Source organism: Vibrio aestuarianus (genome assembly GCF_012395185.1).
Lineage (GTDB): Bacteria > Pseudomonadota > Gammaproteobacteria > Enterobacterales > Vibrionaceae > Vibrio > Vibrio aestuarianus.
The window spans coordinates 54,870-69,143 of record NZ_JAAZTU010000018.1; the positions used below are offsets into that span (position 1 = coordinate 54,870).

The 14,274-nt window shown below is 41.1% G+C and carries 8 protein-coding genes and 1 pseudogene; 5 read left to right on the forward strand and 4 right to left on the reverse strand.

Annotated elements, in window-relative coordinates; genetic code table 11:
* Positions 1–1,137 carry a fused PTS fructose transporter subunit IIA/HPr protein gene (gene fruB, locus HGG78_RS10425; RefSeq protein WP_171980491.1) on the reverse strand — a complete coding sequence of 379 codons (1,137 nt, stop codon included), beginning with the start codon at positions 1,135–1,137 and terminating at the stop codon, positions 1–3.
* 160 nt (positions 1,138–1,297) lie between these two features.
* On the opposite strand from fruB, the gene cra reads away from it, so the two are divergent.
* The 4 genes and pseudogenes from cra (at position 1,298) to HGG78_RS10445 (ending at position 8,863) form a co-directional block, all read left to right on the forward strand.
* Positions 1,298–2,431, forward strand: coding sequence for a catabolite repressor/activator (cra, locus tag HGG78_RS10430; RefSeq protein WP_172532843.1), 1,134 nt, complete (start codon positions 1,298–1,300; stop codon positions 2,429–2,431).
* 106 nt (positions 2,432–2,537) lie between these two features.
* The gene (locus HGG78_RS10435) at positions 2,538–3,680 is read left to right on the forward strand and encodes an exonuclease SbcCD subunit D (protein ID WP_171980492.1); all 1,143 of its coding nucleotides are present in this window, start codon (positions 2,538–2,540) and stop codon (positions 3,678–3,680) included.
* Entirely contained in the window at positions 3,680–6,721 is a 3,042-nt protein-coding gene (locus tag HGG78_RS10440; protein ID WP_172532844.1) for an AAA family ATPase, read from the forward strand. Before HGG78_RS10435 ends, HGG78_RS10440 begins: the two co-directional genes overlap by 1 nt.
* 154 nt (positions 6,722–6,875) lie before the next feature.
* Positions 6,876–8,863 (forward strand): annotated as a pseudogene (locus tag HGG78_RS10445) (hybrid sensor histidine kinase/response regulator).
* Between the two features lie 62 nt (positions 8,864–8,925).
* On the opposite strand, the gene cqsA reads toward HGG78_RS10445, so the two are convergent.
* The 3 genes from cqsA to clcA form a co-directional block, all read right to left on the reverse strand.
* Complete coding sequence (gene cqsA / locus HGG78_RS10450) at positions 8,926–10,113, reverse strand: alpha-hydroxyketone-type quorum-sensing autoinducer synthase (RefSeq protein WP_338128963.1); 1,188 nt, start codon at positions 10,111–10,113, stop codon at positions 8,926–8,928.
* A 210-nt stretch (positions 10,114–10,323) separates the two neighbouring features.
* Complete coding sequence (locus HGG78_RS10455) at positions 10,324–11,265, reverse strand: TDT family transporter (RefSeq protein ID WP_172532845.1); 942 nt, start codon at positions 11,263–11,265, stop codon at positions 10,324–10,326.
* 165 nt (positions 11,266–11,430) lie between these two features.
* Positions 11,431–12,828 carry a H(+)/Cl(-) exchange transporter ClcA gene (gene clcA, locus HGG78_RS10460; protein ID WP_172532846.1) on the reverse strand — a complete coding sequence of 466 codons (1,398 nt, stop codon included), beginning with the start codon at positions 12,826–12,828 and terminating at the stop codon, positions 11,431–11,433.
* Between the two features lie 454 nt (positions 12,829–13,282).
* Here clcA and HGG78_RS10465 point away from each other — a divergent pair, with 454 nt between their 5' ends.
* Positions 13,283–14,269: a CobW family GTP-binding protein gene (locus HGG78_RS10465; protein ID WP_172532847.1), complete on the forward strand. Its 987-nt coding sequence runs from the start codon at positions 13,283–13,285 to the stop codon at positions 14,267–14,269.
* Positions 14,270–14,274: the final 5 nt, after the last annotated feature.

Genomic DNA, 14,274 nt, shown 5'->3' on the forward strand with positions numbered 1-14,274 from the left:
TCAACCTTCGCCTAAGCCAGAAGCAATCGCTTTACCGATGGATTCTAAAGCCAGAGCCGCGTCTGGACCTTCTGCTGAGAATTGAAGTTGATGGCCATGCTTGACACCAAGCGCAATCACTTTCATCAAACTTTTTGCGTTCACAACTTTACCGTCACCATCAAGATTGGAGACCTTAATTGCCGACTCAAATTTTTTCGCTTCTGCAACCAACATTGCACCAGGGCGGGCATGCAGACCGTGAGCATTCTTAATTTTGAATACCGCTACATTTCCAGAGTTGCTTTCTTCAGCAGTGGCTGTTTCTTCATTGTTGAAGAACGCTAAAAGTTGCTCAGTCGTTGCATTGAGTAAAGTATCTTGCTGTTGTTGGAAGATCAGTTGTGAAATTTTACTCAGTATATTTTGGTGAGCACTATTGCATGCCGCAAGTGCAATCAATGCTTTAACTGGAATTTGGTTGTATTCGCAAGCATTAGCAGTGGAGACAAAAGCCATCGCCGTACGTTTCACGGACTTATCACTGCTGACTAGCCATAAACCTTTGCCTAAATGTGTCGGTTCTTTAGTCACCAGTTCCGCAACAAAGTCATTTTCAGCGCAACCGGTGTTGCGCAGCAAGCCACCAGCAACTGCGCTCAGTTGCACCATATCACTGGCAGGGAAAAGTAGTTGAATAAGAGATGCATCAAAATCAGTCTCAAATTGAACTTCACCATTAAGTAAAGCGATAACGTCGTTTTCGGTTCTTGCTTGCTTTAGTTTTTCTTCCACGCCATCGGCTGAAAGCACTTTGGTAAGTTGTTTAAGAATACCTAAATGTTCGTCTGATTTTGCTGCGATACCGATAGCAACATAAACCGTATTACCATCTCCCCAATCAACACCTGAAGGAAAATGATGAACAGCCACACCCGTCTGTTTAACCAATGAACGTGTGTCAGTCGTTCCGTGTGGAATAGCGATACCATTGCCAAGGAACGTAGAATTCTGTGCTTCGCGGTTGAGCATTCCTTCAACATAGCCAGAATCGACCAGTCCTTTTTCAGCAAGATCGGCAGCGATAGCTCGAATCGCATCTTGTTTATTGGCTTGCGATTGGCTCAATTTAATATTATTTGAGGTGAGTTGCAGCATGTTGGCCCCTTGTTGCCTTGCGGCTTATTCGTTATCACTAATAGAAATAAAATCAGTAATAGTTTAATAATCGTATTTCATCAAGCTGAATCGATTCAGCTTTCAGTCCAAAAAAATTCAGCAAACGCATTTATAATCAAAAATGGTGCTGCTGATTGAAATGAGCACTAAATGTCGTGTGGCTTATCATTTCTTCGTTTTGCTGAATCCTTTCAGCTTTTATACTGAATCGATTCAGCGTATAATTCAACCTCATCAGAGATCAAATGATTATTTCTATGATCCGACGCACAGAACAAGAGTAGTTGATATGACACTAGATGAAATAGCCAAGTTGGCTGGTGTTTCTAAAACCACGGCCAGTTATGTAATTAATGGCAAAGCTCAGAAGTATCGAATTAGTGAAAAAACACAGCAAAAAGTGATGGACGTGGTCAATGCTCATAACTATCGCCCAGATCATGCTGCCTCTGCATTAAGAGCTGGCAATAGCCGATCGTTTGGGTTGATTATTCCTGATCTCGAAAACACCAGTTACGCTCGTTTAGCTAAATTGCTTGAGCAAAACTCTCGCCAGGCGGGCTACCAAATTTTGATCGCCTGTTCTGATGATGACGTTCAAACTGAAATGTCGGTTGCGGATGCTTTAGTTTCTCGTCGAATTGAGGCGCTTTTTGTTGCTAGCGCAATTCCTAATGCTAGTGATTTTTATCAAAAATTACAAAATGCAGGTACGCCAGTTATTGCAATTGACCGCCCGTTAGATGATGAATTTTTTGCTTGTGTTATCAGCGAAGATTTTAGCGCTGCTTATGAATTGACCCATTCTTTACTTAACCAAGAGATAAAAACCGTAGGACTGGTTGGCGCATTGCCAGAACTTAATATTTCTCAAGAACGTCAATTAGGCTTTGAGTCGGCGCTACGTAGCCAAAATATTGCAAGCATTGTGGGTTATGGCGAACACTTTAACCGTGAAGAAGGCAAAAAAGTGGTATTGAATTGGCTAGAGAACGATCAAATGCCAGATGCCATTGTTGCGACCTCTTATACTTTGTTAGAGGGAATCCTCGATGTGTTACTCGAGCAACCTCAATTGGTCAATAAAGTTAAGTTGTCTACTTTTGGTGACAATCGATTACTTGATTTTCTACCGTTCAAAATTAACTCATTGCCACAGCAATTTGAACTCATTGCAGACAGCGCATTAGCCCTTGCATTAAACGCTTCAGCAAAGCGTTATCAAGCGGGCATTGAATTAATACCTCGAAAATTGAAGGTGCGATCTGCGTAACGACAAACAATGCCTCTAGCGGACAAGTTTTGAGAGCTGTTAGATCGCATTTCTTTGCTAATCGGGTATCATAGAGCGACGCGTATCATTGTATTTTAGGGTTGGAATGAAGTTTCTTCACACCTCTGACTGGCATCTCGGCCGACAATTCCATAATGTGTCTCTATTAGACGATCAACGAGACGTACTCAACCAATTGATTACGTACTTACAAGATAACCCGGTCGATGCTTTGGTCGTGGCGGGGGATATCTATGATCGTTCTGTGCCGCCAACCTCTGCTATTGAATTGTTAGATGACGTGGTGACGCGTGTATGTCATGACTTAAGTATCCCGATGATTCTCATCCCTGGCAACCATGACGGTGCGAAACGGCTTGGTTTTGCGGCCAAACAGATGCAACATTCCGGCCTGCACATCATCAGTAATTTTGAGCAGATGATGCACCCTGTGGTGTTGCGAACACCATTGTCAGGCGAAGTCGCTTTTTACGGAATACCGTATAACGACCCCGAATCGGTTCGTCACCATTTTTCAGTGTCAGTGGCTGATCACAACGAAGCCCATCAATATCTTGCTACACAAATCACCGAACAATGGGACACAACACAACGCCATGTTTTGATCAGTCATTGCTTCGTCGACGGAGCAATCGAGTCTGAATCTGAACGTCCTTTATCAATTGGTGGTTCGGATCGCGTCAGCCATGAACATTTCACGCCATTTGATTATGTTGCTCTTGGACATTTACATCAGCCACAGAAAAAAGGTGAAGAGTACATTCGTTATTCTGGCTCGTTGATGAAATACAGTTTTTCCGAGCAACACCAAAAGAAAGGTGCAACACTGGTTGAATTGGATAGCAACGGTTTTGTAAGTGCAACCCACGTCCCGCTGAGTGCTCCTCATAGTATGCGAATTATTGAAGGCGAACTGGATGAGGTGATTGAACAGGGTAAGACCGATCCAAACAGCCATGATTATGTATTGGTTCGTTTAACGGATAAACACGCGATACTTGACCCTATGGAGAAACTTCGTAAGTCATACCCCAATGTATTGCATCTTGAAAAACCGGGTATGCTGATTGGTGTGGATCAGGAGATGGGGCGTGCTCGTCTTGCACGTGGTGAAGTTGATATGTTTCGAGATTTCTTTTTAGAAGCGAAACAAGAGGCATTGACACCTGCTCAAGAACAAGCTGTGGTTGAGGTTATCCAAGCGTTAAAACCAGGAGTTGAACGGTAATGCGTCCATTGAAGTTGACTTTGCAGGCTTTCGGCCCTTTTGCTAAACAAGAAATCGTTGATTTTACCGTTTTGGGAGCATCTCCATTATTTCTGATCAATGGGCCTACCGGGGCAGGAAAGAGCTCGTTGCTGGACGCTATTTGCTATGCGTTATACGGCGAAACGACGGGCAGTGAACGTACGGGTGACCAGATGCGTTGTGACTATGCTGACCCTCATACTTTTACCGAAATTATTTATCGCTTTGAATTGGGTGGTCGAACTTTCCAAGTGGTGCGTTCTCCTGACCAAGAGGTGCCCAAAAAGCGCGGTGAAGGTACAACGAAAAAAGCACATGCTGCCTCGTTATACGAACTGGTTGATGATGAGCTAAAACTGCTGGCCAATCGCCCGAATCCGGTGGCTAAAGCAATGGTCGATCTGATTGGCTTGGATGTTAAACAGTTTCGACAAGTGATGGTTATTCCACAAGGAAAATTTCGCGAACTATTGACGGCAAATTCTAAAGAACGTGAGCAAATTTTCGGTCAATTATTCCAAACCCATATTTACAGCCAAATTGAGCGTGCGCTTTTTGATAAAGCAGCAGGTATTCGTAAAGAGAAAGAAGAATTTGATAACCAAATCAAAGGTGCTCTGGACGTTGCTAATGTGGATAGCGAACAGCAACTGCAAGAGAGTATTGAATCGCTCAAGCCTGAATTAGAAAGCGCTCAGCTGGCCTACCAAAACAGTCAAAAAGCACTTGAGGCCGTCAGAGCCGAGCAAAAAAGTGCTCAAGCTTTAGCACAACAATTTCAGGTGCAGCATACATTGCTAGAGCAGCAAGCGGTTCATCTTTCGCAAACAGAGGAGATAGATAGGTTACGATTGCAGCGCCAAAATGCGTTGAAAGCGACTCACCTAGACTCGCTCTACAACACTTTTCTTGCTTCTCAGCGCCAATTGGAAGAAGCCAATGGTGTATTGATCGAAAAAGAAAAAGCGTTTTCAGCGGCAAAGCAGTATTTGCTTGAAGCGAAAACAGAGCAACAACGTGTCACCGAACAAATAAAAGTCATCCCAAGTCTGACAAAGAAAATATACGACTTGAATGTGATCAAAACAAAGCTAATTGAACGCGATAGTCATCAGCAAGCATTACAGAGAGCGCTGCGCGATGTTGATATTGCGACCCAAAATAAGCATAACCTGCAAGCTGCGCTCACTCAGTTTGAGCAACAAATAGTTGATAAACGCAAAGAGCTAGAGCATGTTGGTCAACAATTGGCAGAGTTAAGCACCAAGCGTTTAGAGCTTAGCAATATCAATGTATTGATTGATGTTCACCACAAAATAGAACAAACAACACAAAAGCTGAGTGCTGAAAATGCGCAGCTAAAGCAAATCTTGTTACAAGTTGAACAAGCGCAACAAATGACACAACAAGCGAAAAGGCATGCCGATAGGCTGGAGATGATTTGGCATACTAATCAAGCTGCGGAATTGGCTCGTAATCTAGAACAAGGAGATGCTTGTCCTGTGTGTGGCAGTTGCGAGCATCCTCATCTCGCCAGTTTTTCCGAAGATACGGTGACTAAAGATCAAGTTCAACAAGCAAGAGAAGCTCAACAACAGCAACTGATTAATGAGCAAGCAATCCTTAAACGTCAGCAGCACAGTGAAACGCAAGTGGCTTTGCTAGAGCAGCAGCAGCAAGGGTTTGTGGCACAATTAACGGTGAAGGAACAAAGTTTAGAGCAATTGCTGCAATATCAGAACCAATTACAGCAGCAAATTATTCAACTTGAGCAGCTCAATCCAGACCAATTAGCACAGCACATCAATGCGCTCGAGCAGCAACAGATAAAAGCGAAACAGAATTTTGATGAACAACAGCAGAAAGTGGAAGGCGCTAAGATCGCGGTAGCGAAAGAGCAAACTGAAGTCGATAGCTGTAACCAAAGCATTCCTCAACAATACCTTGATAAGTCATATTTAGATGGTGTTGTGTTGCAGTCCGAGCTGCAATTAGAAAATCTACACCGCTTAGATGTTGAAACTAAAGAAAATTACACTCAAGCTAGCGCACAATTTTCTGGTACGGAGTCGGCGCAGAGTAGTGCTGCTGAACAACGACAAAAATGCCAACAATCACTGAGTAAGGCTCAGTCGGAGTGGCTGCTCGCTCTTGAGGACAGCAGTTTTGATCATGAAGCACATTACTTACAAGCTCGTTTAGCACCTGCGCAGCTTGAGCAACTTGATCGTCGCATCAGAGAATTTGATGATGCGAGTGCAACGTTCAAAGGGCAACTACAAGCCTTAGCCAATGAGTTGCGAGATAAAAACCAGCCTAATGTAGAAGATTATACCTTGGTTGTTGAGCAAGCTGTACAACAGCAGCAAATGGCATTCAACACGTTAGCTGAATTACGTTCAAAAATGGACAGTTACCAAGGTGTCAAAGAAAGAATCGCTATTTTGTACGCGAAAAACGAGGCACTAGAAAAGTCATATCAAGTGGTTGGTACCTTAAGTGATATCGCTAATGGCAAAACGGGTGCTAAAGTTAGTTTGCATCGGTTTGTTCTTGGTGTGTTGTTAGATGATGTGCTCATCCAAGCCTCAATGAGGCTGCAGATCATGAGTAAAGGGCGCTATCTATTGAAGCGCAAAGAAGAAAGAGCCAAAGGTAATGCAGGCTCTGGGCTCGATTTAATGGTCGAAGATGGCTACACAGGGAAATGGCGTGATGTTGCCACGTTGTCAGGAGGTGAATCATTTATGGCTGCATTATGTTTAGCGCTTGGTTTATCTGATGTGGTTCAGTCGTACAGCGGTGGTATCAAACTGGATACGTTATTTATCGATGAAGGCTTTGGCAGTTTGGATCCCGAATCGTTGGATCTAGCGATCCAAACACTCGTCGATTTACAACAAGGCGGTCGCACGATAGGTATTATTTCTCATGTTAGCGAATTAAAAGAGCAAATTGCGCTGCGCATCGATGTTGATGTGACAAGAAACACAGGTAGCTCGATAAAACTTGTTGCATAATGTGTGTGGTATTAACTATCTTGTATCAATAGTTAATATATCTTGATACAAGATAGTGCTAAATAGAGATCGCTAAATCACGTGTCACTTATCCATAGGCTAGATAGAGAGGATGATGATTTTGAAAATAGACAGGCCAACTTGGTAAGGTTATATGGAAGTTGTTAAAAAAATATACCAATATGCTGAACCCAATTTGACCCTCGTTGGTTGGATGGGGTTTGTTGGCTTCCCAATTTATTACTACGTTTGGACCTATTTATTCCCGCAACCTTACGAAAGTATTCTTCTGCGTGGTGTTTGTTCGATCTTATTTGCAAGTATTGCTTTTCGAAATGTATTTCCCAAGCATATTCAACGTTATGCGCCTTATCATTACTTGTTCGTTATAGGTTTTTGTCTGCCATTCTTTTTTGGCTATATGATGTTAATGAATGATTGGTCGACCATTTGGGCAATGTCGTTTATGGCCTCAATCTTTTTGCATATTTTGTTAGTACATGAAACTAAAGTGATGCTCATACAAGCCGTTATCGCCTTAGTGTGCGCTTATTTTACCGTGTATAAAATAATGCCAGTTCAACCAACGGTGGTCGTTGAATGGCCTTACATTCCTATCTTCTTATTTACTTACGTATTTGGCAATTTGTTCTACTTCCGTAATCAAATCGAGCATGAAGCGAAAGTTTCCATTGCTAAATCATTTGGTGCTGGGATTGCCCATGAAATGAGAAACCCTCTCAGTGCGTTAAAAGCTTCAATGGAAGTGCTAAGTTCTGTTTTGCCTAATTCGAATGAATCAAAACAGGAAGTGTATCCATTACCAGCTAAGGATCTGAATCTCATCAGAGAGCTATTGAATGATGCAGATGAAGTGATTCGTTCAGGTAATGATACGATCGATTTGTTGTTAACTTCGATAGATCAAAATAGAGTTTCAACGTCTACTTTTAAAAAGATCTCTGCACAAATCGTGGTAGAAGAAGCATTGAACAGTTTTTCTTATAAAAAAGCTGAAGATAAACAATCGGTCACTCTTGAAGTGATTGATGATTTTGAATTTTTGGGCAGTAGTACGCTTTTAAAGTACACCCTTTATAATTTGTTAAAAAATGCATTTTATTATCAGAATGGTGATTCATTTAGCATCCATATCACTTTAAAGAATCAAGGTGATCAGCATACTATTTTATTCAAAGATAATGGGATTGGTATTGAAGAACACTTGTTAGAAGATATTTTTAAAGACTTCTATACTTTTGGTAAAAATGGTAGTTATGGATTAGGCTTGCCATTTTGTCGTAAAGTAATGAAAGCTTTTGGAGGTAGTATTAGTTGTCGCTCGATATTAGGGGAGTGGACTGAATTTACCTTAACATTCCCCCGTTATACTTCAGAAAAAGTTGCACATATTAAACTAGATCTCATGAAGTCTAAGACGTTATTGTATATTGGAAGAACCAGTATGGTGAACCGATATTTGAGTGAAAAGTCATTTTATCTTGGGTTTCGTTTAAATAATCTGGAGCCAGATAACGCCTTGGAAAAAGAGGAATTCGAGTTTGAGTTTGATTTAATCATCGTAGATTTGGAAATACTTAACGAGTCTCCAGAGTACCTGACAAAACTAGAGTCAAAGTTGCATTTCACAGAAGCGAAAATTTGTTATTTGTACGATCAAAATCAGCACTATGCGTTAAATATGGATCGCCATTTGACTATTTACCCTGTTGAAAAGCACAAGTTACTACTGGGTGGTGCTGCAATCATTGATAAGTTGATGTTTGAAAGCTCAGAGTTAATGATGGACAAAAATCAGATACCAGCTAAGCGGTATGATTATGAAAAACGCATACTACTTGTCGACGATAATCATTCTTTGCGCAGCTTCACCGCTTTATTACTAGAAAAGCAAGGATTTGAAGTATTGCAAGCCAGTGACGGTAAAAATGCAATGGCTATGCTTGAGAGTAATCCTATAGATTTAATCTTTATGGATATAAAAATATCCCTATTATCGGATATACAGGGGATACTAGCCCAGCAACACTTGATAAAATTCGCACGTCAGGTATGAATGATCATATATTAAAGCCTGCAGATAAAGATCTATTACTTAGCAAATTAGGGCGATGGATATAATAACCCCAAGAGCATTCTTGGGGTTAGATTTGTTGAAACTAGTTTATTTCTTAATTATGGATTTATTTGAAATGAAAGTTATTTTCATCCTTTGCCAATGCACAAATGGTCAATATCCTATCAATTTGCGTGTCGGTTATATCACTATTTAGTGATAATCGAATAATATTCTTATTCTTTGATGTTGCTGGACGACAAAATACAGCACCAAATATTCCATTGTTCTCTAAATAATCTCTGACTTTTTCAGTATTTCTTTCATCTCCAGTTTCGAGTGCAATGATTTGCGATTGACTCCTGATTTTTAAGCCAATTTCATTTAATCCTGAACGAAGTTTTTGCGCGCAACGATGTAAATGCTCTCTTTTAGAGTCGGCAGTTTTAATTATTTCTAATGTCGCATGTAATGCTTCGAGTTCGTAAGGTAATATGGTCGAGCTAAAAATAGCAGGGTAACCGACAAATGGTATGCACAGGTTAACGTTATTATTTGCCCAAATTGCTCCCGCTCGATAGGCAAAAGTTTTAGCAAGGCTAGCGGTAATAAAATCAACCTCCTTCGTTAACCCAAGTTGACTGACAAGTCCTGAACCTTGTTCTCCATGAGTACCTAGCGAATGTGACTCGTCAACCAAGATGGCACAATCGTTTTGCTTAGCGATTGCAACTAACTCTTCTAATGGTGCAATGGTACCAATGGTACTGTATATGGAGTCCACGACGATAAGTCCAGGGCCATGACGAGCAACCAATTTCGCCAAGTGTTCACAGTTGTTATGCATAAAAGGGTAAATGTTAGCATTCGCGTAACGAGCACCTTCCCACATCGACATATGTGCGAAGAAATCAATATAGACATTACTTTGTGGTGCACATATGGCTTGTAATAATCCGATATTAGCATTCCAACCTGACTGAGATAACAAGCAACTATCAAATCCAATAAATTGGGCAAATAGAGTTTCTAGAGAAGGTTTAGTCTCTTCATCTTGAAGAAAAATAGCAGACATAAAAATGCTATCATGTGTTTTATCAATTGCATTCTTTAACCGTGCTTTGATTAATGGGTGATCAGCCAGGCTTAAATAGTCGTTACTCTGCAATACAATATCATCTTTAACAGGACGTTTGCCCAGGACAAGATGTTTGCCATTATTATTGTTATTTATCAAATCATTGATAAAATAATCAATTCTAGACTGGATAAATGTGGGTAGGTCGCATTTCCACTTTTTTGTATTCATTGTTATATCCTTTGTATGATTTTAAATTTAATGCCAGCTGACAAAGGATATATTGACTGTGAGTTTTAATTTGTCACGCATGAATATTTATTATTTTGTTTGTTATTACAAACTAAGATATATTGTCTTCTGTATCGTGTTTCATTAATTAGGCTTACCCAGCCCTGAATTAATAAGAAAATATAGCTTTAGAATATGTAATTGCTATTTTTTAGGCTAAATTTCAGGCCAGTACATCTTAATATAGCCAATGGATACCCATACCACTAGAATGGTTGCAATACTCAGTTCAAAAAATCCAAAGCTGTGTAACCAATACCATTGAGGATATTCAGCTTGGAAAAAAGTGGTTAGGCGATGCATGGCAATCGCGCTGATTACTGATGGAAATGTTACTGCCGAGATGGATGGTTGAAATTTAAGTCTTAACAATCGAATGTAGCAAAGATAAATAAGTAGAGTCATTGTGATGGCAATACCAGCCAGTGCTCCGGTTAAAATTGGGTCTGGTGCAGGAAAATTAACTAAATAGGTTGCAAGCGTGAGATTGATTGGGGCCGCCATTATGGCGAGCGTTGGTCGTGCCCGCTTAGGCAGCATTCCTGCGAATAAAAGACGGTAAAGGATAAGTGGTAGCATAAAAAAATAGATAGCAATACAGACAGTTACCAATGTTTCGGAGAATAAAGTATGCCCAAACTGAGTACCAGCTAAAGAACTACTGATTACCCCAACGGGGTAAAGAAACCAACTTGGGACAATATTGGATATTTTGAAGTTAACTATCTGAAAACTAAAAAATAGTATCATCATTGTTAAATGAAGCAACAGGGCAGAGAACCAAATAGGATAGGCAATGAGTGGCGATATCAGAGCTAGGTAGTCACACAGAATAAGTAATGTCATACTCATTGGGGCCATCAAGCTGCCGGATAGCGGGTGGCGAATATCCGTAATGAAGGTTCTAAAACTACTAAAATATTTCACTAATACAGGCAGTAAAAGCAATGCCCCAATAGCTGCCAAGTATGGACGAATGCTTATGCCAATTTGTGGAATGTACAATGCCCATGCTTGCCCAAGGCTGACCACGCCCAAAGCAAGGGCGGCTTGTGAAGGTGGGGTGTTTTGTACCTGGACTAACCTTTTCCAATTCAACGATAAACTCCATATCTTAATTTGTTCTAAAACGACCCATGTTTTAGACGACAACAAACTAAGACATTATTAAGTTTATCGTTAAGTTGTGCAACATAACGCGACTGTTTTGTAACGTTAGTAACGCTTTGGTTGCAAATGACTTTCTATCCTTAAAGTCGGTTATCACTCTTTTGGTGGCAGATCTTGCTGCTGTAATTTCGCGTTTTTCAATGTTCGGTGCAGTAACTGGCTATAGATTGGTTGTCCACCGAGCATTTGCGCAAAAATTACAGCTCCAAGGCTGGTGATGATTAACGGTAAAATTAAGTAGTAATTGTTGGTCATTTCTATCACTAGCAAAATACCTGTGATTGGCGCACGGACTGTGGCTGCAAACAACGCTCCCATACCGGCAATGGCGAACATACCTGGGTCTATAGACAGTTCAGGCAGTAGACCTTGGGCAATCAAGCCAAATGCGTAGCCAAATAGAGTTCCAAGTGCCAACATTGGCGCGAAAATACCTCCAGGTGCTCCAGAACCAAAGCAAATTAAGGTAGTAAAAATACGACCAATGAATAGTAAGAGGAGTAACATTGCGCCGTAGTCACCGTTGGTGATATTAGGGATCAACGCGATACCGCCCCCGGTCAATTCTGGGATATAAAGTAATGTAAGCCCAAAACAACCGCCTAATAAAGAACCAGTAAGTAAATACCGTTTGCGATCGTTTTTATGTATTTTGGTGAACATATCTTGCGAGAGAGTAATCAGCTTATTGAAAAGAACGCCAAATATCCCAAATAGTCCACCTAGAAGTAAAAACAACCATAATGCTGCTAATTCTGGCGCTTGGTACTGAGGCATATGAATAACAGCGGCTTGACCATTGATCATACGAAATACGATGTTAGCCGCAACGGCTGAGATAATGACCGCACGCACTGAAATTAGCGTATAGCGAAACTGTGGACGCATTTCTTCAATAACAAACATAATACCAGCAAGTGGTGCGTTGAAAGCGGCAGCTAGACCTCCCGCAGCACCTGAAGCCAGCAATGAATGGCGAGTGTCGTCATTCTTGATGCGGAAAATATCGGAGACCATGCGACCAATTGCACCACCCATCTGCACGGTTGGCCCTTCACGACCTAGAACCATCCCCGAGCCGAGAGCTCCCATACCACCGAAAAATTTAACTGGAAGAACACGCCACCATCGTACCGGGCGCATACCATCCATTGCCCCTTCAATTTCAGGAATACCAGAACCTGCAGCCTCTGGAGCAAAGCGGTGAACAAGAAAATAGCCTACGAATGCCAGTGCAGCACTAATGAGAAACGCAGCTAACCAAAGTGGTAAAATATTGCCAATTTCACTTCTTAACCATTCGGTTCGTGTTTCAGAAACTAAATGCACCGCTGCCTCAAAATAGGTGCCAACAATACCAGCGAGTATTCCGACGATGAGAGAGAGAAACAGAACAGAAAATGGTGTTTTTTCCTTAGAGAGAAATTGATTAATGGTATCTTTTGGAACTCTAGCAAGTAGCGACTGCTTTAATTTCTCTCTTTTGGTCATTTAAAATCGGCCTTGGGTATTGTTGAAATCTTCAGGTTGCAGAATTATACGCTCGAAAGTAATCAACTATAGCTTCAAAGCTGGAATGTTGATTTTCATATATGGAATATAGATGAATGACTTGTCAAAAATGAGATCTGAACGGTAAAAATAATGATCGATGACTTGCGATTTAGCAAAAATGAACCATATTTAAAGCGTAAGGCAGATTCAATATCGTACACGGAGGAAGAAAGCCTTACCTACAATTTGGATGGAATCAAAATTCAATTCTATTTCCTCGTAAATGATTGGGTTGCATCAATAGCCTTCCCAATTCGCAAACTCACGATTGAGTAACGAGGTAAAGGGCGCGCTCTTGCAGTGCGCCTTTTGTCGTGTTAGCTCCGCATACTCTTCAAACGCTGCACCTTGCCATTATTTCAGTATATACTCCGTCAAAAGGAGTGCTGATATGACAAAAAAAGTACCAACGAATATTATTACCGGTTTTCTTGGTGTTGGAAAAACCACGGCCATTTTAGATCTATTGAAGAATAAACCTAGCCATGAAAAATGGGCGGTGCTGGTTAATGAATTTGGAGAAATTGGCATTGATGGTGCGATGATGTCTGAACAGGGGGCAATGATTAAAGAAGTTCCTGGCGGTTGTATGTGTTGTACCGCTGGTGTTCCTATGTCAGTTGGCATCAATGTGCTTCTTAGACAAAAACCCGACCGGTTGTTGATCGAGCCGACAGGCTTGGGACATCCAAAACAAGTCGTTGCGACATTAACCTCACAGCAATATCAAGCCTATGTTGATTTAAAAGCCACAATCGCGTTGGTTGACCCAAGAAATCTATCAGATGAAAAATATACATCAAATCAAAATTTTAATGATCAACTGGCGAGTGCCGATATCGTCATTGGTAATAAAGTCGATCAATGCACCAGTGATGATATTGACGCTTTTAATGACTGGGTGACGGATCAAACACCAGCTAAGGTATTTAGTAAGTTAGTCAAGCAAGGGCAACTGCCACTGGAGTTGCTTGATATTGAACGCATTCACGGCTGCGCCTCGACTGATATTGAATCTCACCATCACCACCACGCAGCATTAGAACCCCAGTTTGAATTGGAGCCGGGTAAAGCGTTCGTTCGTAAAGAGAATCAAGGACAAGGTTACTTTAGCTGTGGGTGGCTATTCGGTGCAGAGTATCATTTTGACTTTGATGAGCTATTTTCAATGCTGAGCGCATTAACGGCAGAGCGAGTTAAAGCCGTTGTGAACACAGACAAAGGCTGCTATGCATTTAATGTCGCTAATGGTGTAGTTTCGGTTAATGAAATGAGTTTGGAAGGGTTCGAGTCACGGTTGGAAGTGATCGACTCACAATTAATGCCTTGGGATCAACTCGAGGCAATATTACTGAAATTAGCCGGTATTGAAGCATAATCGCT

What these genes read in the sequence shown, in the direction of transcription:
- HGG78_RS10435 (WP_171980492.1), top strand. Translation starts at nt 2,538, where the DNA reads ATGAAGTTTCTTCACACCTCTGACTGGCATCTCGGCCGACAATTCCAT.
- fruB (WP_171980491.1), bottom strand. Translation starts at nt 1,137, where the DNA reads ATGCTGCAACTCACCTCAAATAATATTAAATTGAGCCAATCGCAAGCC.
- HGG78_RS10440 (WP_172532844.1), top strand. Translation starts at nt 3,680, where the DNA reads ATGCGTCCATTGAAGTTGACTTTGCAGGCTTTCGGCCCTTTTGCTAAA.
- HGG78_RS10465 (WP_172532847.1), top strand. Translation starts at nt 13,283, where the DNA reads ATGACAAAAAAAGTACCAACGAATATTATTACCGGTTTTCTTGGTGTT.
- clcA (WP_172532846.1), bottom strand. Translation starts at nt 12,828, where the DNA reads ATGACCAAAAGAGAGAAATTAAAGCAGTCGCTACTTGCTAGAGTTCCA.
- cra (WP_172532843.1), top strand. Translation starts at nt 1,298, where the DNA reads ATGAGCACTAAATGTCGTGTGGCTTATCATTTCTTCGTTTTGCTGAAT.